Consider the following 22659-nt stretch of genomic DNA (forward strand, 5'->3'; position numbering starts at 1 on the left):
TTTCTGCGTCGTGTCAGGGGTGTCGGCGTGAGACTCCGAGGAGCAGGGCGACGAGGTCGAGAGCGGTGTCGATCTGGGCGGTCTCGCCGCCGAGGAGTGGCGCGTAGAGGTGAACGTCGCAGATTCGCACGATCGCCTGCCCGAGGACGGTCGGTGACAGCGCCAGGGTGAGTGTGCCCGCTGCTTCCTCCCGTTCGAGCATCTCGGCCATGATGCGGGCGGACACCGTCTCGATGGATCCCGGCATCAGGGCGAGTCGGGCGAAGAGCAGCGGTTCACGTTTCGTCAGTGCCCGGAGCGGTGGGGAGGCGTCGACCGTCCGCATCACGCGCTCGACGAAGTCGAGGACGAAGTCCGCGCCGCTGCCCGGGGCCCGGTCGATCGCCCATCGGTAGGTGCGTTCGGTGGCTTCGGCGAGGACGATCGCGAGCAGTTCCTCGCGGTTACCCACCCACCGGTACAGGGTGGCGCGTCCGACGCTGAGTTCCTGTGCGAGCGAGGACATGTCGAGTGGCAGCCCCTCCAGATAGATCCGGGTGGCGGCATCGATCGCGCGGCGACGGTCGGCGTCGGGTGGCATAGGTCATCTCCTCACGTGCCGGAACATCATGCAATTCGATCTGACGGTTGACGCGTGTGGGTACGTGAGACAGACTAGCGCACTGTCTCACCATTGAGTGATGCCAGTCACATCGAGGAGCTCTCCATGGCCCAAGTTCAGACCATTCGCGGCCCCGTCGACGCCGCCACCCTCGGCCCCACCCTCATGCACGAGCACGTCTTCGTACTCGGCGAGGAGATGCGGCAGAACTACGGCGACTACCCCAACCACTGGGACGAGGACGCGCGCGTCGCCGACGCCGTCGCGAAACTCACCGAGTGCAAGGGCCGGGGCATCGACACCATCGTCGACCCCACCGTCATCGGCCTCGGTCGCTACATTCCCCGAATTCAGCGCATCAACGAGCAGGTCGACATCAACATCGTCGTCGCGACCGGGATCTACACGTACAACGACGTGCCGTTCCAGTTCCACTACACCGGCCCGGGCCTGCTGTTCGACGTCGCCGAGCCGATGGTCGAGATGTTCGTCAAGGACATCAGGGACGGCATCGCCGACACCGGTGTGAAGGCGGCATTCCTCAAGTGCGCCATCGAGGAGCAGGGCCTGACGCCGGGTGTCGAGCGTGTCATGCGCGCGGTCGGACAGGCGCATGTCGAGACCGGCGCCCCGATCACCGTGCACACCAACCCACACACCGAATCCGGACTCGTCGCGCAGAAGGTGCTCGCGTCCGAGGGCGTCGACCTGACGAAGGTCGTGATCGGTCACTCCGGTGACTCCACCGACCTCGACTACCTGTGCCGCATCGCGGACGCGGGCTCGTACCTCGGTATGGACCGGTTCGGTCTCGACGTTCTGCTGCCGTTCGAGAACCGTGTCGACACGGTCGCCGAGCTGGTCCGGCGCGGGTACGCGGAGCGGATGGTGCTCGCCCACGACGCCGCGTGCTTCATCGACTGGTTCGAGGAAGGCGCCAAGGCCGCGGCCGTGCCGAACTGGAACTTCACCCACATCAGCGACGACGTGATTCCAGCGCTCGTCGAGCGCGGCGTCACCGAGCAGCAGGTCGCGACGATGATGGTCGACAACCCTCGCCGCTACTTCGAGGTCACGCCATGACCACCTACGACGACCGAATCTGGTTGCAGCACTATCCGAACGGCATTCGGGAGGACGCGCACATCGAGTTCGACACCGCGCTCGCGATGTTCCGGGCGTCGCTCGACCGGGCGCCGGACCGCCCCGCGATCCACTACTTCGACGCCACCGTCACCTACCGCGCCCTCGACGAGATGTCGGACGCGCTCGCAGTGGCACTGGGGGAGCGGGGGATCGGGAAGGGCGACCGCGTCGCACTCGTCCTGCAGAACGTGCCGCAGTTCCACGTCGCGGTGCTCGCGGCGTGGAAGCTCGGCGCCGTGGTGGTGCCGGTCAACCCGATGTACCGGGACCGCGAACTCCACGCGGTTCTCGCCGACAGCGGTGCCGCCGTGGTGATATGTCTGGAATCGGTTCACGCCGAGGTGGTCTCGGCGTCGTCCGGGACGGCGGTCACATCGGTGATCACCACATCCGAACTCGACTTCCGGACGCGCGAGGAGCCGCGCATCTTCGGTGACAACCCACAATGCGGAGCCGCCGCCGGAGACGACCTGCTCGAGCTGATCGACCGGTACCGGGGGCGAACGCCCGCCGACGTCCCACTCGGACCCGACGATCTGGCGTACCTGCCGTACACCTCGGGCACGACCGGTCCACCGAAGGGAGCGATGAACACCCACGCCAACGTGGTGTTCACCGCCCAGATCTACCGCGACTGGACACGACTCGGTCCGGAGTCGGTGGTGTACGCGGTGGCCCCGCTGTTCCACATCACCGGACTGATCGCGAACATCGCGGCACCCCTGCTCAGCGGTTCCGTCGTCATCCTGACGTGCCGGTTCCATCCCCTCGTTGCCGCGGAAGCGATCGCCGAGCACCGCGCCACCGCCACGATCGGTGCGATCACCGTGTTCATCGCATGGACGAACAACGACGACGTCACCGCCGAGCAGCTGTCGAGCCTGCGCTCGGTGTACTCGGGCGGTGCCCCCGTCCCGCATGCGGCGCTCGAGGCGTTCCGGGAGAAGTTCGGGCACTACATCCACAACGGCTACGGGCTCACCGAGACCACCAGTCCTGCCGTCGTCGTGCCGCACGGTGTGGAGGCGCCGGTGGACCCCGGGTCCGGGGCGGTCGCAGTGGGGGTGCCGGTGTCGGGCACGGTGGTGTCCGTGGTCGACGAGTCCGACGCCGCTGTACCCGTCGGCGAGGTCGGCGAGATCGTGATCACCGGGCCGCAGGTCGCCGGCGGCTACTGGAACAGGCCGGACGAGACCGGGCACGCGATGCCGTCGGGTCGATTCCACACGGGCGACGTCGGATTCATGGACGCCGGTGGCTGGTTCTACGTCGTCGACCGGAAGAAGGACCAGATCAACGCCTCCGGGTTCAAGGTGTGGCCGCGCGAGGTCGAGGACGTGCTCTACGAGCATCCCGCGGTCCGCGAGGCAGCGGTGGTGGGTGTCGACGACCCGTACCGCGGTGAGACCGTCAAGGCCGTGGTCTCGTTCAAGCCGGGTCGGACTGCGGATGTCGTTGCGCTGCAGGAGTTCTGTCGTGGACGGCTGGCGGCCTACAAGTGTCCGCGCGTCGTCGAGGTGCGCGACGACCTGCCGAAGACGGTGAGCGGCAAGATTCTTCGCCGTGCGCTGCGTGAAATCTGACGGCCGCGCAGCGGATCTACCCCTGATGAGTGATTGACATCACACGTCTGCTCGGCCATAGTGGGCAAGCGCTCGCTTACCTGAAGTTGACGTCAAGTCTGAACGATCGTCCAGTGAACCGAGATCTAGGAGAGATGGATGACCACATCCGCAGTCGACCCCGGGCGCACAGCCGCCGGTGCCGTCGAGTCGAAGAAGGGCGCTCGCGCCCATCGCAAACTGCAGTTCGCCGGACTCGTCGGCAGCTCGATCGAGTGGTACGACTTCTTCCTCTACGGAACCGCGGCCGCGCTGGTGTTCCCGCACGTGTTCTTCCCGGACTCGTCGCCGCTCATGGCGACGTTGCTCTCGTTCAGCACGTTCTGGGCCGGCTTCGTCGCGCGCCCGCTCGGCGGACTGATCGCCGGTCACTACGGTGACAAGTTCGGTCGCAAGCCCGCCGTCGTCACCTGCCTGCTCCTGATGGGTCTGGCCACGTTCCTGATCGGGTGCCTACCCGGAGCCAATGCGATCGGGGTCGCGGCCCCGATTCTGCTGGTGGTGCTTCGCTTCGTTCAGGGCCTGGCGTGCGGCGGCCAATGGGGAGGCATCGTCCTCCTGCTCACCGAATCGGCGAGCCCCAAGAAGCGCGGCTTCTCGGGCACCTTCGGGCAGATGGGCGTCTCCTTCGGCGTCGTGCTCGGCAACATCGCATTCCTCAGTGCCACCGCGGCGATCTCGAACGACGCGTTCCTGTCGTGGGGGTGGCGCATCCCGTTCCTCGCGAGCGCGGTGCTCTTCCCCGTTGTCCTCTACATCCAGACCAAGGTCGAGGACAGCCCGGAGTTCAAGGAGCTCGAGGAGAAGGCGTCCGCGGGCAAGGAGGTCGTGGCCCAGGCGCCGCTGAAGCAGGCACTCAAGGCGCACTGGCGCACCATCCTGCTCGGCTGCGGACTGCTCGCGGCGACGAACTCGCTCTTCTACATCTCGATCGCGGGTGTGCTCACCTACGCCACCGCCGAACTCGACATGAACCGCAACGACCTGCTCACCATCTCGATGCTCAGCTGCATCATCTCGGTGCCGGTGGTGGCGCTGTCGGGGTGGGCCTCCGACCGTATCGGCCGCCGTCCCCTGATCATCGCAGGCGGCATCGCGATCGTCCTGTGGGCGTTCCCGTACTTCATGCTCGTCAACACGGCGAACCTGGCGCTGTTCTTCATCGCGGTCACCGTCGGCAGCATCTTCCAGTCGATGACCTACGGTCCGATCGCGGCGTACATGGGGGAGTTGTTCGCCCCGAACGTGCGGTACTCCGGTGCTTCACTGGCATACCAGCTGGCCGCCATCACCGTCAGCGGCGGCACCCCGTTCATCATGACCGCGCTGATCGCCCGGACCGGAACCACCACGCTCGTCGCGGTGTTCGTCGCGCTGATGGGTCTGGTGACCGTCCTGTCCGCATGGCGGCTGCGCGAGACGAACACGGCCGAGGTGCGGCGTGATCCCGCCGCGATCCCGGGTGCGCAGTTCTACTGACCCCTCCCCACATCCGCTTCGATGCCCGCCGCGCGCCCGTGCGGCGGGCATCGTCGTCCGGGTACCCGGACGACGCGTGTCGGCGGGCGGGTGGATCGGCCTGACCGGCGTCGTTGCTATAACTGTGGTCATGTCACGTTCCACAGAGGAAGGCCCGGAGGACGCACCGCCGTCGATGGCGAACTCGGCGTTGCTCCGTGAGCTTCCCGCCACTGAACGTGGGCTGCGCACCCGCTCGGCACTGATCGCGGCCGCTCGCACGGTGTTCGAGCGGGAGGGATACCTCGACGCGCGGCTGATCGACATCACGAAGGAAGCCAGCTGCTCGGCGGGCACGTTCTACACGTACTTCTCCAGCAAGGAGGAGATCTTCGCCGCGGTTCTCGAGCTCGCGCAGGAAGACATGATGCATCCCGGGATGCCGCACGTCGAGGACGAGGACGACCCGGCGGCGATCGTCGAGGCCAGCAACCGGGCGTACTTCGAGGCGTACCGCCGTAACGCCAAGCTGATGGGTCTGCTCGAGCAGGTGGCCAACGTGGACCCGGAGTTCCGCACCCTGCGGCAGAAGCGGGGCGAGGCGTTCATCCGGCGCAACGCTCGCAGCATCGCGTCCCTGCAGGCGCGTGGTCTCGCCGACACCGACATCGATCCGTTGCTCGCATCGCGCGCGCTGTCGGGAATGATCAGCCGGCTCGCGTTCACCTACTTCGTGATCGGTGAGGGCGAGGGTGATCTCGACGAGTTGGTCCGCACCGCCACCCGGCTGTGGGTGAACGCGCTCCTCATCGCGAGGCGCTGACGCGCTTGTGCGCGGGTTCGGTAGCCGGAGCCACCGAACCCGCGCACAGCGGCGCGGCCGCCTACACCTCGAGGACGAGCTTCCCGGTGTTGGCGCCGTCGAAGAGCATGTTCAGGGTGCGACCGAACGCTTCGATGCCACCGGACTCCACCTGTTCGCGGGCGATCAGGTCGCCGCGGCGGATCCAGTTCGACAGCGCGGCCTGCGCCTCGGGGAACCGGTCGGCGTAGTCGAAGACGATGAGGCCCGCCATCGACGCCCGGTTCACCAGCAGCGACAGGTAGCGGGACGGGCCGGGCTGCGGGTCCGTCGCGTTGTAGCCGGAGATCGCACCGCAGATGACGACCCGCGCGTGGGTTCGCAACTGGGCCAACGCCGAGTTGAGGATCTCGCCGCCGACGTTGTCGAAGAAGACGTCGATCCCCGTCGGTGCGGCGGCGTGCAGCGCCCGACCGATCGACCCCGCGCGGTAGTCGATCGCCGCGTCGAAGCCGAGGTCGTCGGTGAGCCACGCGCACTTCTCCGGCCCACCCGCGATCCCGATGACCCGGCATCCCATGAGCTTCGCGATCTGCCCCGCGACGCTTCCGACGGCACCCGCGGCGCCCGAGATCAGCACGGTGTCGCCGGGTTTCATCCGTCCCACGTCGATCAGCCCGAAATAGGCCGTCATCCCGGGGAATCCGAGCGCACCGAGCCAGGTCGGACCGGGCGCGAGATCGAGGTCGACGACGGTCACGTCGCTGCCGTCCGAGACGGCGTACTCGCAGGCGCCGAACAGTCCGGCGACGGCGGTGCCGACGGGAAACCGGTCGTTGCGGGACGCGTGGACCCGCCCGACGGCGTGCGCGCGCATGACGGCGCCGATGGCGACCGGGGGAACGTACGAGCGGACGTCGTCGAGCCAGCCGCGCATGGCCGGATCGACGGACACGTACTCCACCTTCACCACGAACTCGCCGTCGCCGGGTTCGGGGACGGGTTCGGTGGTGATCGACCACGTGCTGTCGTCGATGCGGCCGACGGGACGAGTGGCGAGGCGGACCTGACGGTTGCTCATGCGCTCGCCGCCCGAAGAGTGGTGTCGCTGTGCCTGCGAAGCTCCGCACGGTCGATGTCGCGCTTGAGGATCTTGCCGGTCGACCCCTTGGGGAGCTGGTCGACGAAGCGGACGATGCGCGGAGTCTTGTACGCGGACAGCTTCTCCCGACTCCACGCGATCACCTCCTCCGCGGTGAGTTCCGAACCCGGACGCCGGGCGATCACGGCCGCGACCTCCTCGCCGTAGTGGTCGTCGGGGACCCCGACGACGGCCGCCTCGACGATGTCGGGGTGCTGGTAGAGCACTTCCTCGACCTCGCCCGGGTAGACGTTGTAGCCGCCGCGGATGATGAGGTCCTTGAGCCGGTCCACGATGCGCAGATCGCCGTCGCCGTCGAACTCGCCGAGATCGCCGGTGCGGAACCAGCCGTCGTCGGTGAGGACGGCGGCAGTGGCGTCGGGACGGTTCCAGTAGCCCGCCATCACCGTGTCGCCCTTGATGAACACCTCACCCACGGTTCCGGCCGGGCACGGGTTGCCGTCGTCGTCGCGGACCTCGACCCGGGTGCGCGGTACGGCGCCACCGGTGTAGCCGATCTTGCCGCCGCGTTCGACGTCGTTGAAGGTGCCGAGCGCGGTGGTCTCGGTGAGACCGTAGCCCTCGAGAATGGTGCAGCCGAACCGGGATTCGAATGCTCGGGCGATCTCGCCGGGCAGGGAAGCACCGCCGGACACGGCGACGCGCAGGTGCGCGAAGTCGCTTGCCGTGGCACGGTCGGTGTCGTCGGCTCGGCCCTCGGCGGCGGCGTGGAGCATGGCGTTCCACATCGTCGGCACGCCGCACATGACCGTGAGTTCGTCGCGGCGCATCATCTCGATCATCGCGTCGGGCGTGAAGCGGCCGAGCAGGGACAGTGATCCGCCTCCGGTGAACGCGGCCATCATGACGGATGCCTGACCGAAGACGTGGAAGAGGGGAAGCCCGGTTCCGGTTCGGTCGTTCGGAGTGCCGCCGCTGAGGGCGGAGCCGATCTCGCCCGCCGCCAACAGGTTTCCGACGGTGAGCTGCGCACCCTTGGGCTTTCCCGTGGTTCCGGAGGTGTAGAGGATGGCAGCGGTGTCGTCGGAGGTCCGGTCGGCGACGTCGGCGATCGGGCCGGCATCGACGTCGGCGCCCGCGTCGAGGTCCCACTGCGGGACACCGATACCTGCTGCCGCCTCGCGGACGGCGGGGCCGAGGCCGTGCCATCCGATCGCGAGGGAGGCGCCGGAATCGGTGAGGTAGTACTCGACCTCGGAGGCCGTCGACATGGTGTTGACCGGGACGACCACCGCACCGACGGCCGCGATTGCCATGTACGCCACCGCGAATTCGGGAACGGAGGGGGCGACGAGGAGGACGCGGTCGCCGGCGCCGACACCTGCGTCGCGCAGTGCGCCCGCGTAGCGAAGGCACTTCTCCCGCAAGGTGGAATAGGTCCAGGTGCCGTCGGCGGTGCGCAGGGCGATCGCCGTGTCGGATGCGGCGGCATGACGGGTGATCGGGTCGAGCAGATTGGGCATCGGCGTGCACCTTCCGGATCGGGTGGTGATGTGATCGCGTGCGAGTGTGGCGTGGGTCTCACCCGACCATAGATTTGAACTCGGCGTCAATATCGAGTGGAGAAACCGCAGGTGAAACGTCGAACTTGACGCCAGATTCATGTATAAACGGGAGGATGAAGACCATCGTGTCCGCCGAGAACCGCAATGCGACCCCGTCCGTGGCCGCCGCGCCGGCGCGCGAGATGCCCGCCACGGCGCGCGGGGTGCGCACCCGGGCGGCCCTCGTCGCCGCCGCGCGGGTCGTGTTCGAGCGGGACGGCTATCTCGACGCCCGGCTCACCGACATCACGAAGGAGGCCGGCTGTGCCACCGGCACCTTCTACACCTATTTCACCAACAAGGAAGAGGTGTTCGCCGCGGTGCTCGAAGGGGCCCGCGACGACATGATGCATCCCGGGATGGATCGGGTGGACGACGCCGACGATCCGTACGCGGTCCTCGAGGCGAGCAACCGGGCGTATCTGACCGCGTATCAACGCAATGCGAAGCTCATGGGCCTGATGGAGCAGGTCGCGCACGTGGATCCGGAGTTTCGCCGCTTCCGAACCGAACGTGCCGAGGCGTTCATCGCGCGCAACGCGCGTGGCATCGCCGAGCTGCAGAAGCGGTCCGTCGCGGACCCCGACATCGATCCGGTAACGGCGTCGCGTGCTCTCTCCGGGATGGTGAGCCGCATGGCCTACGGGGCCTTCGTCTCGGGTGAAGCGGCCGACGACGGTCGTGAGTACGACCTGGAGGAGCTGGTGTACACGCTCACCCGGTTGTGGGCGAACGCGTTGAAGTTCCCCGGCCGCCCCTGAATCGGGTTCGGCCGGGGAACTGTTCGGTGTCAGGCTGCGGCGACCACGCGGGCGACAGACTCGGCGACCATCACCGGCTTGTCCGAGCCTTCGCGTTCGACGACCTGACTGGTCGTGATCTGAATGCCTCCGCCGACCTCCTCTGCCGCGACGACGGTGACGCGCATGCGGATTCGCGAGCCGACGGGAACCGGTGCGGGGAAGCGGACCTTGTTGTATCCGTAGTTCAGGCCGTGGGCGAATCCGTCGAGCGCCAGCAGTTGGCTCGACAGGTACGGACCGAGGGACAGGCTGAACAGCCCGTGCGCGATGGTCCCGCCGAGGGGGCTGGCGGCTGCCTTCTCCACGTCGATGTGGATCCACTGGTGGTCACCGGTCGCGTCCGCGAACGCGTTGACGCGCTCCTGGGTGATCTCGAACCACTCGGTGGGGCCGAGTTCCCTGCCCACGAGGTCGGCGAGGTCGGTGGCCGTACCGGGGCGGACGGGAAGGGTGGTCGTATCCATGATTCTCCCTGGTGTCTGCAGGTCAAGGTGATGGCGTCCCGCGCTGGCGGCACCTCGAAGGTTGAATATGACGCCGGATTCAACTATACATGGATGCGAGAGCTGGATCACAAGGTCCGAGTCGGTGCATCGCGCATCATCGACACGAAAGCGGGGTTCGTCAGTGAAGGTTGCAGGCAAGGTTGCCGTCGTCACCGGTGGAGGGGGAGGGATCGGCGGAGCGATCGCCCGGTCGCTCGCCGACGCGGGCGCCCGAGTCGTCGTCGCCGACCTCAGCGGCTCGACGGCACAGGCCGTTGCCGACAAGATCAACGCCGACCATCCGGGAACCGCGGTCGCAGCGGGCGGCGACGTCGCGGATACCGAGGTCATCCGTGGCCTGATCGCGCTGGCGGAGAGCGAGTTCGGTCCCGTCGACATGTACTTCGCGAATGCCGGTATCACCGGAGCGCCCGGGCTCGAGGCCGACGACGCCGCGTGGGACCTCTCGTTGGACGTCAACCTGCGTGCCCACATCCGTGCCGCGCAGTTGCTGGTTCCGGGTTGGGTCGAGCGCGGTGACGGTTACTTCGTCAGCACGGCGTCCGCGGCCGGCCTGCTCACCCAGATCGGCGGCGCCACCTACGCCGTCACCAAGCACGCCGCCGTCGGCTTCGCCGAATGGCTCAGCGTCACCTACGGCGACCAGGGCGTGAAGGTCAGCTGCCTGTGCCCGCAGGGCGTCAACACCAAGCTCCTGTTCCCCGACGACGGCGCACCGGACGGGCTCTCCGAGACGGCGGCGAAGGCCGTCACCGCGGCAGGTGACGTTCTCGAACCCTCGCAGGTCGCAGCCGACGTCCTCGCCGCCATCGACGCCGAGCGGTTCCTGATCCTCCCGCATCCCAAGGTGCTCGACATGTACCGGCACAAGGGTGCCGACTACGACCGCTGGCTGCGCGGCATGCGCCGCTACCAGGCGTCCCTCCAGCAGAGCTGACGCCCGTACTCGGCCACTCGATCATTCGAATTCCCTTCCACCCCAGGAGTGCTCATGTCCCTGTTCGACACCTCGGAACGCGCCCAGCAGTTGCAGAAGGAACTGCTCGACTTCATGGACTCGCACGTCTACCCGGCCGAGGCCGTGTACGAGGAGCAGATGCGCGAGTCCGGCAACCCGCACTTCCAGCCGCCCGTCCTCGAGGAGCTCAAGGCCGAAGCCAAGAAGCGTGGGCTGTGGAACCTCTTCCACCCGCACCCCGGCACCGGCGCCGGCCTGACGAACCTCGAGTACGCTCCGCTCGCGGAGATCATGGGCCGCAGCCACATCGCGTCCGAGGCATGCAACTGCAACGCCCCCGACACCGGCAACATGGAAGTCCTCCAACTCTTCGGCACCGAGGAGCACAAGGAGAAGTACCTGAAGCCGCTGCTCGACGGCACGATGGCCTCCGCGTTCGCGATGACGGAGCCGGCGGTCGCGAGCTCCGACGCCACCAACGTCGAACTGTCGATGGTCCGCGACGGCGACGACTACGTCTTGAACGGCCGCAAGTGGTTCGCGTCCAACGCTCTTCACCAGAACTGCAAGGTGATGATCGTGATGGGCAAGACCGATCCGGACGCGGCGCCGCACCGTCAGCAGTCGATGATGGTCGTGCCGATCGACGCTCCCGGTGTCACCGTCATGCGCGGACTGCCGGTGTTCGGCTACCAGGACCGGGAAGGTCACGCGGAGATCGACTTCCGTGACGTGCGCGTGCCCGCGACGGACGTCCTCAAGGGGGAGGGGGAAGGCTTCGCGATCAGCCAGGCCCGCCTCGGCCCGGGCCGGATCCACCACTGCATGCGCGCGATCGGCATGGCCGAGCGCGCCCTCGAGCTGCTGTGCAAGCGGGCCCAGTCGCGGGTGACGTTCGGCAAGCCGGTCGCCGACAACGCCAACATCCAGGACTGGATCGCCGAGGCGCGCATCGACATCGAGATGATCCGGTTGCTCACCCTCAAGGCCGCCTACCTGATGGACACGGTCGGCAACAAGGAAGCGCAGACCGAGATCGCCGCCATCAAGGTCGCCGCCCCCACCATCGCACTGAAGATCGTCGACCGCGCCATCCAGGTGCACGGCGGCGCAGGCGTCACCGACGACTTCCCGCTCGCGATGGCGTACGCGCACCTGCGCACGCTGCGGCTCGCCGACGGACCGGACGAGGTGCACAAGCGCGCCATCGCCCGCCGCGAACTGCGTCAGTACCGCGACCTGCGTCCGGAAGGCAACTGACACCATGAGCACGGACCTGACGGGCCGCACCGCGATCGTCACCGGTGCGTCCCGGGGCATCGGCCTGGCCACCGCGCAGGCCCTCGCCGATGCGGGCGCCAACGTGGTGCTCACCTCCCGCAAGCAGGAGGCCGCAGACGAGGCGGCGGCGCAGATCCGCGGCAACGCGATCGGTGTCGGCGCCCATGCCGTCGAGGAAGATCAGGCACGCCGCTGTGTCGAGGTGACGCTCGAGACGTTCGGCAGCCTGGACATTCTCGTCAACAACGCGGGCACCAACCCCGCGTTCGGTCCAATGCTGAACCAGGACCACGGGCGTTTCGCGAAGACGATGGACGTCAACCTGTGGGCGCCGCTGCTGTGGACGCGGCTCGCCACCGAAGCGTGGATGGGCGAGCACGGCGGCAGCGTCGTCAACACGGCGTCCATCGGCGGGCTCGCGCACGAGGCCGGGATCGGGCTCTACAACGTGTCCAAGGCGGCGTTGATCTACCTGACGAAGCAGCTCTCGTTGGAACTGGCCCCGAGGATCCGGGTCAACGCGGTGGCCCCCGGTGTCGTGCGGACGAAGCTCGCCGAGGCGCTGTGGAAGGAACACGAGGACCTCGTGGCGGGGTCGACCCCGCTGGCGCGCATCGGTGAACCCGACGATGTCGCGTCCGCGATCGCGTTCCTGGCGTCGGATGCGGCGTCGTGGATCACCGGCGAGACGATGGTCATCGACGGCGGAATGCGCCTCGGCGACGCTCGGGCCTACCGCAACTCGGCGGCCGCCGGTGCCTGACAGCGTGCAGTACGAGGTGGTCGGGATCGATCCGGACGCCGTCACCCGCTGGTTCGGAGACCTCGGCATCGAGGTCTCCGGCGGGCTGACCTTCGATCGGATCGGACTCGGCCAGTCGAATCTCACCTTCCTGGTGCGCGATGCCGAGGGCAGGCGATGGGTGTTGCGTCGTCCGCCGCTCGGCCACCTGCTGGCCTCGGCGCACGACGTCGCGCGCGAGGCGCGGATCATGTCCGCCCTCGCCGACACCGATGTCCCCGCGCCGCGGATCTTCGGGGTCGCACAGGATCCCGCGATCTCCGACGTTCCGCTGGTGCTGATGGAGTTCATCGACGGCCAGGTCGTCGACACGATGGACATCGCGGAATCACTCTCGCCGGAACGCCGCCGGCAGATCGCGGTGTCGCTGCCGCGGACCCTCGCGAGGATCCACGCGGTCGACCTGGACCGGGTCGGCCTGTCCGACCTGGCGAGTCACAAGCCGTACGCGGCCCGTCAGCTCAAGCGGTGGGCAGGTCAATGGGAGCAGTCGAAGACCCGGGAACTTCCCGAACTCGACGACCTGACACGGCGTTTGGTGGCTGCGGTGCCGGAGCAGACCGAACTCTCGCTCGTCCACGGCGACTTCCACCTGCGCAACGTGATCGTCTCCCGCGATGACGGTGCCGTGATCGGCGCACTGGACTGGGAACTGTCCACGCTCGGAGATCCGTTGGCGGACATGGGATCGATGCTCGCCTACTGGCCCGAACCGGGGGAGGGCACCGGCGGCGATTTCCCGGCATCGACCCTCGACGGATTCCCGAACCGGGCCGAGATCGCGCAGATCTACCTCGACGAGACCGGACGCGACCCGCAGGCGCTCAAGTTCTGGCACGTCCTCGGGCTGTGGAAGGTCTCGATCATCGCCGAAGGCGTGATGCGCCGCGCGATGGACACCCCCGCCAACAAGGCCGCCGCGGGAACGCCGACCGTCGAACGAATCGATGCGCTCGTGCACAAGGCCCGCGAGATCGCGGACGCCGCAGGCATCTGAGCCCGCAGCGTCCACCGGTAACCAACAAGCCAGCAACCAGTGAGGAAGGCAAGACGTATGACACAGGAGCGTAGGACCGCGATCGTCACCGGTGGCGCACGGGGCATCGGTGCCGCCGTCGCCAAGAAACTCGCATCCGACGGGTACGCCGTCGCCGTCGTCGACCTCGACGAGTCCGCGTGCGTTGCCACCGTCGACGCCATCGAGGCCGCGGGCGGCTCCGCCCTCGCCGTCGGCGCGAACGTCGCGGACGAGGACTCGGTCGCCGCCGCGGTCGAGCGGGTCGCCACCGAACTCGGCGCACCCACCGTCCTGATCAACAATGCGGGCATCACCCGCGACAACCTGCTGTTCAAGATGAGCGTCGAGGACTGGGACTCGGTGATGAACGTGCACCTGCGTGGCTCGTTCCTGATGACTCGCGCCGTCCAGAAGCACATGGTGGACGCCAAGTTCGGTCGCGTCGTCAATCTGTCGAGCGTGTCCGCTCTCGGCAACCGCGGCCAGGCCAACTACTCGGCCGCCAAGGCGGGCATGCAGGGCTTCACGAAGACCCTCGCGATCGAGCTCGGCCGATACGGCGTCACCGCCAACGCGATCGCCCCCGGCTTCATCGAGACCGAGATGACCGCCGCCACCGCCGCGCGGATGGGCGTCGACTTCGAGGACATGAAGAAGGCCGCCGCCGCGGAGATCCCGGTCGCGCGCGTCGGACAACCCGAGGACATCGCGAACACCGCCTCGTTCCTCGCGAGCGAGGGCGCCGGCTTCGTCTCCGGTCAGGTCATCTACGTCGCCGGCGGTCCGAAGGACTGACCGCAGGCAGCGACGGAAGGAGCTTTGGTGGACGCAGCGCTCGTGCAGCAGGCGGTGCTGGCCATGCCGATGGCCCGCACCATCGGTCTGAAGTTCGTCAGCCTCGGTGACGGCAGGTCCGAGGTCGAGATTCCGGTGCTCGACGAGTTCACGTTCGTCCCGGGCAGGCTGCAGGCGACCGCCGTGTTCGCGATCGCGGACTTCGCGGCCGTCTCGGCGGCGGGCACCCTGCTGCCCGACGGGGCGGCGAACGCCACTGTCGACGCGACGATCAAGCTGTTCGCGCCGGCCGCGGGTGTGGCTCTGCGCGCTCGTGGCCGGGTGGTCGACGATGCTCGTCTGCTCACGGTGTGCGCGGCGGACGTGTATGCGGTCGACGAAGCCGGCAACGAGACCCACTGTGCCAGTCTGCTCGGGACGGCACGAAACCTGTTGCCCCGCTGACACGATCAATCCACGGAACCAATCACTGAGGAGAAGAACATGAAGGCATGGCGCGTCAACGAACTCGGCGAGGGCCGCGACGTCCTGAAGCTCGAGGACGTGGCCGACCCGGTCGCGGGCGACGGGCAGGTTCTGGTGCGGACGCTGGCGACACCGGCGAATTTCCCGGACGTCCTGCTCTGCCGCGGTGAGTACCAGATCAAGCCTCCGCTTCCGTTCACCCCGGGCGTCGAGCTGTGCGGCGAGGTCGTCGCCGTCGGCGCGGGCGTCACCCGGGCCGCGGTCGGTGACCGGGTCGTCGGTACCCCCGTCCTGCCCGGCGGAGCGTTCGCCGAGTACGCGGTCCTCGACCAGGCGAACGTGTTCCCCGCCCCGCAGGCACTCGACGACGCCGAGGCCGCCGCGCTGAGCATCGGGTACCAGACGGCATGGTTCGCGCTGCACCGTCGCACGCAGATCGTCGAGGGCGACTACCTGCTCGTGCATGCCGCTGCCGGCGGAGTGGGCAGTGCGGCCGTGCAGCTCGGCAAGGCCGCGGGCGCCACCGTCATCGGCGTCGTCGGTGGACCGGAGAAGGCCGCGTACGCCAAGGAACTCGGTGCCGACCTGGTGATCGACCGGCGTTCCGAGGACTTCGTCCAGGCCGTCAAGGAGTTCACCGGCGGACACGGCGCCGACATCGTCTTCGATCCGGTCGGCGGCGACGCCTACGCCGGGTCTACGAAGTGCATCGCATTCGAGGGGCGGATCGTCGTCATCGGCTTCGCGGGCGGCACCATCCCGCAACCCGCCCTGAATCATGCACTGATCAAGAACTATTCGATCGTCGGCCTGCACTGGGGTCTGTACCAGGCGAAGAACCCGGCGGTCATCGACGCCTGCCATGCCGAACTGACACGGCTCGCCGACGAGGGCCTGCTGCGTCCGCTGATCGGTGAGCGTCTCGCACTCGCCGACGTCGCAGACGGGGTCGGTCGCCTCGGTGACGGAACCACCGTCGGCCGCCTCGTCTTCCAGCCCTGAACCCCACGAACGGAGTTCCCATGAGGGAAGCAGTCATCGTCTCGACCGCCCGCACGCCGATCGGCAAGGCGTATCGCGGTGCGTTCAACGACACCCAGGGCCAGGAGCTGGCGGGGCATGCGATCAAGCACGCCGTGGAGCGTGCCGGCCTCGACGGCGGTGAGGTCGAGGACGTCGTGCTCGGCGCGGCGCTGCAGCAGGGCTCGACCGGCGGCAACGTCGCACGCCAGGCACTGCTGCGCGGCGGCCTGCCGGACACCGTCTCCGGGATGAGCCTGGACCGGCAGTGTGCGTCCGGTCTGATGGCGATCGCGACCGCCGCGAAGCAGATCGTGCACGACGGCATGCAGATCACCGTCGGTGGTGGCGTGGAGTCGATCTCGCTGGTGCAGAACGATCACATGAACAACCACCGCGCGGCCGATCCGTGGCTGGTGGCGAACGTGCCGTCGATCTACATGCCGATGCTCCACACCGCCGAGATCGTCGCCGAACGCTACGGCGTGAGCCGGGAACGGCAGGACGAGATGGCGTTCCTGTCGCAGCAGCGCACCGCCGCCGCGCAGGAGGCCGGCCGGTTCGACGCGGAGATCGTGCCGCTCACGTCGATCATGAAGGTCGTCGACAAGGCGACGGGGGAGGTGTCGGAGCAGGAGGTCACGCTCACCGAGGACGAGGGAAACCGCCCGTCCACCACCCTGGAATCGCTTGCAGCGCTGAAGACCGTGTTGCCGGACGGCAGCGTCACCGCGCACTCGACGATCACCGCGGGCAACGCGTCGCAGCTCTCCGACGGCGCGTCGGCGTCCGTGCTGATGGAGGCGGGGGAGGCGTCGCGCCGCGGGCTTTCTCCGCTCGGCACCTACCGCGGCATCGCCGTTGCCGGGTGCGGTCCGGACGAGATGGGTATCGGTCCGGTGTTCGCGATCCCGAAGCTGCTCAAGGAACACGGACTGACCGTCGACGACATCGGTCTGTGGGAGCTCAACGAGGCGTTCGCGTCGCAGGCCGTGTACTGCCGTGACGAACTCGGCATCGACCCGGAGCGGTACAACGTCGACGGTGGCGGTATCTCCGTCGGTCACCCGTACGGCATGACCGGTGCCCGGCTCGTCGGCCACTCGCTGATCGAGGGCAGGCGTCGAGGCGTTCGGTACGTCGTCGTCACCATGTGCATCGGTGGCGGGATGGGCGCGGCCGGACTGTTCGAGGTCGCGCTGTGACCGGGCTGTTCGATGTCACGGGCAAGAACGTCGTCGTCACCGGCGGCACCCGGGGCATCGGGTTGATGATCGCGAAGGGGTTCGCGGAAGCCGGTGCGCGGGTGATCATCTCGTCGCGCAAGCCCGACGCCTGCGCGTCCGCCGCGGCGGAGCTGTCCGCGTTCGGCGACGTGGTGGCGCACCCGGCGGATCTCTCGACCGAGGACGGTGTCGCGGACCTCGCGGCCTTCGTCGCGCGGTCGTTCGACCGAGTCGACGTCCTCGTCAACAACGCGGGCGCCACCTGGGGTGCGCCCGTCGACGAGTTCCCGGCATCGGGTTTCGACAAGATCATGAACGTCAACGTGAAGTCGGTGTTCCTGCTGACCCAGCAACTGCTTCCGCAGCTGCGTGCGGCGGCGAGCATCGACTCGCCCGCCCGGGTGATCAACGTCGGGTCGATCGACGGCATCGTGGTGTCGGGGAGCGAGAACTTCTCGTACGGCGCGTCGAAGGCGGCCGTGCACATGCTCACCCGCAAGCTCGCCGCGACCCTCGCATCCGAGCACATCACCGTCAATGCCGTTGCACCGGGACCGTTCCCGACGAAGATGATGGCGTTCGTGCTCGACAACCCGGACGCGCGCGCGGCGGTCGAGGGCAACGTCCCGCTGGGCCGCATCGGCAGCCCCGACGACATCGCCGGCACCGCCATCTTCCTGTCGTCGCGTGCGGGCGCCTACCTCACCGGCACCGTGATCCCGGTCGACGGGGGTATCAGCGGCACCCGCTGACGGGTGTGCGAACGTGGTCGTACAGCAGTGGGTCGCGGGAGTGGGTCGGTGAGCCGAACTCACTCCCGCGACGGCATCGGCGGGGGCTCCACCTGCCGACGCGCAGTGAAAGGCAGGAAGCCGTGGCACATTTCGACGAGATCCTCGACCTCGAGGAGCGGGCGCCGGACACGTTCCGCTCCCGCCCGATTCCGAGCGAGCTTCCCAAGACGTTCGGTGGCCAGGTCGCGGGTCAGGCGTTGATGGCTGCGGCGCGCACCGTCGACGCGGCGTTTCGGGTGCATTCCGTGCACGCCTACTTCCTGCGTCCCGGTCGTGTCCTCGATCCCACCGACTTCACCGTCGACCGGATCCGGGACGGCGGCAGTTTCGGAACCCGCCGGGTCACCGGAACCCAAGGTGGTGAAGCCATTTTCACGATGATGGCGTCCTTCCACCGCGGCGACGACGGATTCTCCCACCAGGCCGTCATGCCCGACGTGCCCGGACCGGAGGAACTGGCGGGAGGCGCTGATCCCGTCGGACTCGCGGAGTGGGCGGGCTGGGACCGCCGCTGGGTTCCCCGGGACGCCGCGGACGGCGATCCGACGCGGCAGCGACTGTGGATCAGACACCGGGAACGGCTGTCCGACGCCCCCGTCGTGCACGCCTGTGCCCTGACCTATCTCACCGACATGGACCTCCTCGACAGCGCGCTGCTCCCGCATCCCCACCGGAACCTGCAGGGGGCGTCCCTCGACCACACGCTCTGGTTCGTCCGCGACTTCCGCGCCGACGAGTGGCTCCTCCACGACCAGGAGTCGCCGTCCTCGGAATCCGGCAGGGCGCTGGTGACGGGGCGACTGTTCGACACCGAGGGCAGGCTCGTGGCGATCGCGGCGCAGGAGGGTCTGCTTCGGTTCGCTCGAACGGAGTCCGGTCGATGACCGCAGTTGCACCCGCACCTGCGGACACGGGCACGCCCACCGCGGTGTCACGGCTGATGCTGCCCGTGTTGAGCCTGACCGTGATGACCGTCGCGATGATGCAGACGATGGTCGTGCCGGTCATCGGCCGGATCGGGGATCAACTCGACGTCGGCACCACCGCCGTCGGCTGGGTGCTGACCGCGAACCTGCTCGCCGCCGCGGTGTCGACACCGATCCTCGGCAGACTCGCCGACCTGCGCGGCAAACGCCCGGTTCTGATCGGAATTCTCGTCGTCGTGCTGTGCGGCTCGCTGCTCGCCGCGCTCACCCACGCACTGCCGTTGCTGATCCTGGGCCGGGTGCTGCAGGGCGCGTCGTTCGCGCTGTTCCCGATCGGTATCGCGATTCTGCGCGACGAGTTGCCCACCGAGCGCCTGGTGGGCGCGATGGGTCTGCTCTCGGGCATGCTCGGCGTCGGCGGTGGAGTCGGCATGGTGGTGACCGGACTGCTGGTGCACGACGACACCGACTACCGCCGGGTGTTCTGGTTCACGGCGATCGTCGGGCTCGTCGTCCTGGTCGCGGCGATGGCGTCGATTCCCGCCCGGCCGAGTGTCGCGTCCGGCCCACTGGACTGGATCGGCGCCGCGCTGCTGGCGGTCGGGTTGGTGCTGCTGCTGTTGGCGCTGTCGGAGGGCGCGCGCTGGGGTTGGGTCTCGCTGCCGACGATCGGGTGCGCTGTCGGCGGGATCGCGGTGCTCGGAGGGTGGTTCGCGTTCGAGCGTCGCGCCGCGCATCCGCTGGTGCCGCCGCAGATGCTGACCCGTCGGCCGGTCCTCGTCGCGAACCTCACCGCGCTGCTGGTCGGTGCCGCCCTGTTCGTCGGATTCCTGGCCTGCGCGTACCTCGTGCAGGCGCCGCGCGCGGTCGCGGGCTACGGGTTCGACGCGACGGTCCTCGAGACGGGCGCGGTGTACCTGCTGCCCGGTGCGGTGGTCGGCGTGGTCGCGTCGGTGTGCAGCGGACGGTTGCTGAACCGGTTCGGCGCCCGGGGCGTGCTGATCGGCGCCTGCCTGCTGGGTATCGCCGGGTTCGTGCTCGCCGCCCTGTCTCATGACGCCGTCGCACCGGTGATCGTCGCGATGACGGCCGTGCAGGTGTTCATCAGCCTGGCGTATGCGGCACTGCCCGCGATGATCGTGGTGGAGGTCGACCAGTCCGAGACCGGCATCGCGAACAGTGTCAACTCGATCGCCCGCACCATCGGCAGTTCGTTGTCGAGTGCGTTGATATCCACCCTGCTGACGATTCTCACGGTGACGGGGACCGCCGTTCCGCGGGAAGCCGCCTTCGTCATCGCCTTCGCGGTCGGAGCAGGCGTGGCGGGACTTGCGTTGCTGCTCACGGCGCTGGTGAGGGAGCCCACTGCCTCGACGATTTAGTTGTTGGGCGCAACCAAATAGGTGTATGGTTTCCCGCAGCAACTAGTTGGAGGTGTGATGGTCAGCGCGGAATCGGCGTCGAACCTTATCGAGTCGCTGCGCGGGCTGGTTCGTCATACCCGTGCGAAGGCCGCACGCAGCGCACACATCGGCATGCTGCCGCCGCCACTCGGCGCCCTGCTCACACACGTCGCGTGCTCGCAGGGGCACCGCCCGAGCGCGGTCGCGGAGGACCTGCGAGTCACACAGTCCGCGCTGAGCAGGCAGATCGCACACGCCGAGTCGCTGGGCTACGTCGTCCGGACGCCCGACCCGCTCGACGGGCGCGCCAGCCTGCTGTCGCTCTCGGAAGCGGGAGCCGAGGCGCTCCGCGTGCATCGCGAAGTCCAACTGGAGTGGTTCCTCTCGGTGATGACCGAGTGGACCGACGAGGAAGTGGATGCGTTGACCGCCACCGTCGGCAGGCTGCGCGATGCCGTCGCCGACGAGCCACGGTCCGTGGCTTCCTCGCGCTGAACACCGGCGCGGACCTCCGCGCCCCCTCCCTGTGCACGGTCGACTCCCGACGTCGGCCGTGTTCGTACTTCCACCGTTCGTTTCGACAGGAGTGACCATGAGTTCGTCCGCTGCCCCGGACAGTCCACCAGACGTGGACGCGTCGTCCGGCGTGATGACGCACAAGCAACGCATCGAGGCGCTCGTCGGCATTCTCCTCGGCATGTTCGTCGCGTTCCTGTCGTCGACGATCGTCTCGAACGCGCTGCCGACGATCATCACCGAACTGCACGGCACCCAGGACCAGTACACCTGGATCGTCACCGCGACCCTGCTCGCGTCCACCGCGACGACCCCGATCTGGGGCAAGTTCGCCGACCTGGCCAGCAAGAAGCTGCTCGTGCAGCTGTCGCTGGTGCTCTTCACCCTGGGGTCGGTCCTCGCCGGATTCTCGACCAGCGTCCCGTGGCTGATCGGTTTCCGCGTGGTCCAGGGCCTCGGCCTCGGTGGCCTGCAGGCGCTCGGCATCATCGTGATCGCCGCTATGTTCAGCCCCCGCGAGCGCGGCCGCTACCAGGGGCCGATGGCTGCCGTGATGGCTGTCGCGACCGTGGCCGGCCCGCTGCTCGGCGGCGTGATCGTCGACACGAGCTGGCTCGGATGGCGCTGGTGCTTCTTCGTCGGCGCACCCCTCGCCGTGATCGCGCTCGTCGTCATCGGACGCACCCTCAACCTGCCCGTCGTCAAGCGGGACGACGTGAAGATCGACTACGTGGGTGCGACCCTGATCGCCGCCGGCGTGAGCGTTCTCCTGATCTGGGTCACCCTGGCAGGCAAGAACTTCGCGTGGTCTTCGGCGACCTCCTACGAGCTCGTCGCCGTGGGTGTGGTGCTGCTTGGGCTGGCCGTCTACACGGAGACGAAGGCGAAGGACCCGGTTGTCCCGCTGCGCTTGTTCCGGGACCGCACCATGACGCTTGCCACCCTCGCCAGCGTCGGCGTCGGTGTCGCGATGTTCGGTGGTGCCGTCTTCCTGGGTCAGTACTTCCAGATCGCCCGCGGCTACTCGCCGACAGTCGCCGGACTGCTCACCCTCCCCATGGTGATCGGGTCGATGCTCTCCGCCACCGTCTCCGGGTCACTGATCACCAAGTACGGCAAGTGGAAGCGCTACCTGGTGGCCGGAGGCATCGGCATGGCGGCGGGCTTCCTGCTGCTCGGCACCACGGACCACGCGACCAACATGGGCCTGATCGCCCTCTACCTGTTCATCCTGGGTGCCGGCATGGGTATGACCATGCAGAACCTGGTGTTGCCCGTGCAGAACAACGTCGCCCCGACCGATCTCGGCTCGGCCAGCGCGACCGTCGCCTTCTTCCGGTCGCTCGGCGGTGCGGCGGGTGTCTCCGTGCTCGGTGCGGTGCTCTCCACTCACGTCGCGGACCTGACCACGAAGGGACTCACCGACGCAGGCGTGGACCTGAGCAAGGCCGGCGGTTCCGGAGCGGGGCTGTCGAACCTCAACGAACTGCCCGAGCAGATCGGCGACATCGTGCGAGGTGCCTACGGTGACGCGACCGCGCGGGTCTTCATGATCGCGGGCATCCTCGCTCTGCTGAGCCTCGTCGCGATCGCCTTCCTCAAGGAGGTCGCGCTGAAGACGGACAGCGCGATGGAGCAACTCGCCGCGGCAGAGCGGGCGGCGCAGGCCGCGGCCGACACCCTCTCGATCGGCGGCGCGGACAGCGAGATGATCTCCGAGGTCGACGAACTGGAAGACAAGGCGGAGCGCGCGAGTCGCAGCAAGCTCTGACCGGCCGATCCGTGTGGGGCCCTCCCGGCTTCCGGGAGGG

General features: G+C 68.2%; 22 protein-coding genes. 18 read left to right on the top strand and 4 right to left on the bottom strand.

The features are described 5' to 3' along the window. Positions 1-13: 13 nt before the first annotated feature. Positions 14-580 (bottom strand): TetR/AcrR family transcriptional regulator, encoded by a 567-nt coding sequence (locus FFS72_RS10985; protein ID WP_137873976.1) that lies wholly within the window; start codon positions 578-580, stop codon positions 14-16. A gap of 126 nt (positions 581-706) precedes the next feature. On the opposite strand from FFS72_RS10985, the gene FFS72_RS10990 reads away from it, so the two are divergent. The 4 genes from FFS72_RS10990 (at position 707) to FFS72_RS11005 (ending at position 5650) form a co-directional block, all read left to right on the top strand. Continuing rightward, positions 707-1684, top strand: a complete 978-nt coding sequence (locus FFS72_RS10990; protein ID WP_137873977.1) for a phosphotriesterase family protein — start codon at positions 707-709, stop codon at positions 1682-1684. Then, entirely contained in the window at positions 1681-3330 is a 1650-nt protein-coding gene (locus FFS72_RS10995; RefSeq protein WP_137873978.1) for a class I adenylate-forming enzyme family protein, read from the top strand. Before FFS72_RS10990 ends, FFS72_RS10995 begins: the two co-directional genes overlap by 4 nt. A gap of 138 nt (positions 3331-3468) precedes the next feature. After that, a complete protein-coding gene (locus FFS72_RS11000; protein WP_137873979.1) occupies positions 3469-4848 on the top strand; it encodes an MFS transporter in 1380 nt (459 codons plus the stop codon). A 130-nt stretch (positions 4849-4978) separates the two neighbouring features. Continuing rightward, positions 4979-5650: a TetR/AcrR family transcriptional regulator gene (locus FFS72_RS11005; RefSeq protein WP_249353240.1), complete on the top strand. Its 672-nt coding sequence runs from the start codon at positions 4979-4981 to the stop codon at positions 5648-5650. 61 nt (positions 5651-5711) lie between these two features. On the opposite strand, the gene FFS72_RS11010 is transcribed toward FFS72_RS11005, so the two are convergent. Together FFS72_RS11010 and FFS72_RS11015 are read right to left on the bottom strand one after the other, a co-directional pair. Continuing rightward, complete coding sequence (locus FFS72_RS11010) at positions 5712-6710, bottom strand: NADP-dependent oxidoreductase (RefSeq protein ID WP_137873980.1); 999 nt, start codon at positions 6708-6710, stop codon at positions 5712-5714. After that, positions 6707-8254 (bottom strand): AMP-binding protein, encoded by a 1548-nt coding sequence (locus tag FFS72_RS11015; RefSeq protein ID WP_137873981.1) that lies wholly within the window; start codon positions 8252-8254, stop codon positions 6707-6709. The genes FFS72_RS11010 and FFS72_RS11015 overlap by 4 nt, the downstream gene beginning before the upstream one ends. Before the next feature lie 155 nt (positions 8255-8409). Here FFS72_RS11015 and FFS72_RS11020 point away from each other — a divergent pair, with 155 nt between their 5' ends. Next, complete coding sequence (locus FFS72_RS11020; RefSeq protein WP_137873982.1) at positions 8410-9096, top strand: TetR/AcrR family transcriptional regulator; 687 nt, start codon at positions 8410-8412, stop codon at positions 9094-9096. Positions 9097-9125: 29 nt separating this feature from the next. Here the strand turns inward: FFS72_RS11020 and FFS72_RS11025 are convergent, their stop codons facing one another. Next, on the bottom strand, positions 9126-9602 hold the full coding sequence (locus FFS72_RS11025; RefSeq protein ID WP_171018632.1) for a MaoC family dehydratase: 477 nt from the start codon (positions 9600-9602) through the stop codon (positions 9126-9128). 163 nt (positions 9603-9765) lie between these two features. Here FFS72_RS11025 and FFS72_RS11030 point away from each other — a divergent pair, with 163 nt between their 5' ends. The 13 genes from FFS72_RS11030 to FFS72_RS11090 all read left to right on the top strand — a co-directional run bounded on the left by FFS72_RS11030 (position 9766) and on the right by FFS72_RS11090 (position 22619). Next, positions 9766-10581, top strand: coding sequence for an SDR family oxidoreductase (locus FFS72_RS11030; RefSeq protein WP_137873983.1), 816 nt, complete (start codon positions 9766-9768; stop codon positions 10579-10581). Between the two features lie 54 nt (positions 10582-10635). After that, entirely contained in the window at positions 10636-11862 is a 1227-nt protein-coding gene (locus tag FFS72_RS11035; protein WP_050065233.1) for an acyl-CoA dehydrogenase family protein, read from the top strand. Positions 11863-11866: 4 nt separating this feature from the next. Beyond that, positions 11867-12646 (top strand): SDR family oxidoreductase, encoded by a 780-nt coding sequence (locus FFS72_RS11040; protein WP_137873984.1) that lies wholly within the window; start codon positions 11867-11869, stop codon positions 12644-12646. After that, positions 12639-13682: a phosphotransferase family protein gene (locus FFS72_RS11045; protein WP_249353241.1), complete on the top strand. Its 1044-nt coding sequence runs from the start codon at positions 12639-12641 to the stop codon at positions 13680-13682. The genes FFS72_RS11040 and FFS72_RS11045 overlap by 8 nt, the downstream gene beginning before the upstream one ends. A 57-nt stretch (positions 13683-13739) precedes the next feature. Continuing rightward, positions 13740-14498, top strand: coding sequence for a 3-oxoacyl-ACP reductase FabG (gene fabG, locus FFS72_RS11050; RefSeq protein WP_137873986.1), 759 nt, complete (start codon positions 13740-13742; stop codon positions 14496-14498). Between the two features lie 27 nt (positions 14499-14525). After that, positions 14526-14942: a PaaI family thioesterase gene (locus tag FFS72_RS11055; protein ID WP_212744349.1), complete on the top strand. Its 417-nt coding sequence runs from the start codon at positions 14526-14528 to the stop codon at positions 14940-14942. Between the two features lie 39 nt (positions 14943-14981). Beyond that, positions 14982-15965 carry an NADPH:quinone oxidoreductase family protein gene (locus FFS72_RS11060; RefSeq protein ID WP_137873988.1) on the top strand — a complete coding sequence of 328 codons (984 nt, stop codon included), beginning with the start codon at positions 14982-14984 and terminating at the stop codon, positions 15963-15965. A gap of 20 nt (positions 15966-15985) precedes the next feature. Further along, the gene (locus FFS72_RS11065; RefSeq protein ID WP_137873989.1) at positions 15986-17188 is read left to right on the top strand and encodes an acetyl-CoA C-acyltransferase; all 1203 of its coding nucleotides are present in this window, start codon (positions 15986-15988) and stop codon (positions 17186-17188) included. Beyond that, positions 17185-17961 carry a glucose 1-dehydrogenase gene (locus tag FFS72_RS11070; protein ID WP_137873990.1) on the top strand — a complete coding sequence of 259 codons (777 nt, stop codon included), beginning with the start codon at positions 17185-17187 and terminating at the stop codon, positions 17959-17961. Before FFS72_RS11065 ends, FFS72_RS11070 begins: the two co-directional genes overlap by 4 nt. Positions 17962-18083: 122 nt before the next feature. After that, entirely contained in the window at positions 18084-18887 is an 804-nt protein-coding gene (locus FFS72_RS11075; RefSeq protein ID WP_137873991.1) for an acyl-CoA thioesterase, read from the top strand. Further along, positions 18884-20311, top strand: a complete 1428-nt coding sequence (locus FFS72_RS11080) for an MFS transporter (protein ID WP_137873992.1) — start codon at positions 18884-18886, stop codon at positions 20309-20311. Before FFS72_RS11075 ends, FFS72_RS11080 begins: the two co-directional genes overlap by 4 nt. A 57-nt stretch (positions 20312-20368) precedes the next feature. Continuing rightward, positions 20369-20827, top strand: a complete 459-nt coding sequence (locus FFS72_RS11085; RefSeq protein WP_137873993.1) for a MarR family winged helix-turn-helix transcriptional regulator — start codon at positions 20369-20371, stop codon at positions 20825-20827. A gap of 154 nt (positions 20828-20981) precedes the next feature. Next, positions 20982-22619: an MFS transporter gene (locus tag FFS72_RS11090; RefSeq protein WP_137874075.1), complete on the top strand. Its 1638-nt coding sequence runs from the start codon at positions 20982-20984 to the stop codon at positions 22617-22619. Positions 22620-22659: the final 40 nt, after the last annotated feature.

Source organism: Rhodococcus sp. Q (genome assembly GCF_005503035.1).
Taxonomy (GTDB): Bacteria; Actinomycetota; Actinomycetes; order Mycobacteriales; family Mycobacteriaceae; genus Rhodococcus_G.

Coding starts and splice junctions, on each gene's coding strand:
- FFS72_RS10985 (WP_137873976.1), bottom strand. CDS start 580: ATGCCACCCGACGCCGACCGTCGCCGCGCGATCGATGCCGCCACCCGG.
- FFS72_RS10990 (WP_137873977.1), top strand. CDS start 707: ATGGCCCAAGTTCAGACCATTCGCGGCCCCGTCGACGCCGCCACCCTC.
- FFS72_RS10995 (WP_137873978.1), top strand. CDS start 1,681: ATGACCACCTACGACGACCGAATCTGGTTGCAGCACTATCCGAACGGC.
- FFS72_RS11000 (WP_137873979.1), top strand. CDS start 3,469: ATGACCACATCCGCAGTCGACCCCGGGCGCACAGCCGCCGGTGCCGTC.
- FFS72_RS11005 (WP_249353240.1), top strand. CDS start 4,979: ATGTCACGTTCCACAGAGGAAGGCCCGGAGGACGCACCGCCGTCGATG.
- FFS72_RS11010 (WP_137873980.1), bottom strand. CDS start 6,710: ATGAGCAACCGTCAGGTCCGCCTCGCCACTCGTCCCGTCGGCCGCATC.
- FFS72_RS11015 (WP_137873981.1), bottom strand. CDS start 8,254: ATGCCCAATCTGCTCGACCCGATCACCCGTCATGCCGCCGCATCCGAC.
- FFS72_RS11020 (WP_137873982.1), top strand. CDS start 8,410: ATGAAGACCATCGTGTCCGCCGAGAACCGCAATGCGACCCCGTCCGTG.
- FFS72_RS11025 (WP_171018632.1), bottom strand. CDS start 9,602: ATGGATACGACCACCCTTCCCGTCCGCCCCGGTACGGCCACCGACCTC.
- FFS72_RS11035 (WP_050065233.1), top strand. CDS start 10,636: ATGTCCCTGTTCGACACCTCGGAACGCGCCCAGCAGTTGCAGAAGGAA.
- FFS72_RS11040 (WP_137873984.1), top strand. CDS start 11,867: ATGAGCACGGACCTGACGGGCCGCACCGCGATCGTCACCGGTGCGTCC.
- fabG (WP_137873986.1), top strand. CDS start 13,740: ATGACACAGGAGCGTAGGACCGCGATCGTCACCGGTGGCGCACGGGGC.
- FFS72_RS11060 (WP_137873988.1), top strand. CDS start 14,982: ATGAAGGCATGGCGCGTCAACGAACTCGGCGAGGGCCGCGACGTCCTG.
- FFS72_RS11065 (WP_137873989.1), top strand. CDS start 15,986: ATGAGGGAAGCAGTCATCGTCTCGACCGCCCGCACGCCGATCGGCAAG.
- FFS72_RS11080 (WP_137873992.1), top strand. CDS start 18,884: ATGACCGCAGTTGCACCCGCACCTGCGGACACGGGCACGCCCACCGCG.
- FFS72_RS11085 (WP_137873993.1), top strand. CDS start 20,369: ATGGTCAGCGCGGAATCGGCGTCGAACCTTATCGAGTCGCTGCGCGGG.
- FFS72_RS11090 (WP_137874075.1), top strand. CDS start 20,982: ATGACGCACAAGCAACGCATCGAGGCGCTCGTCGGCATTCTCCTCGGC.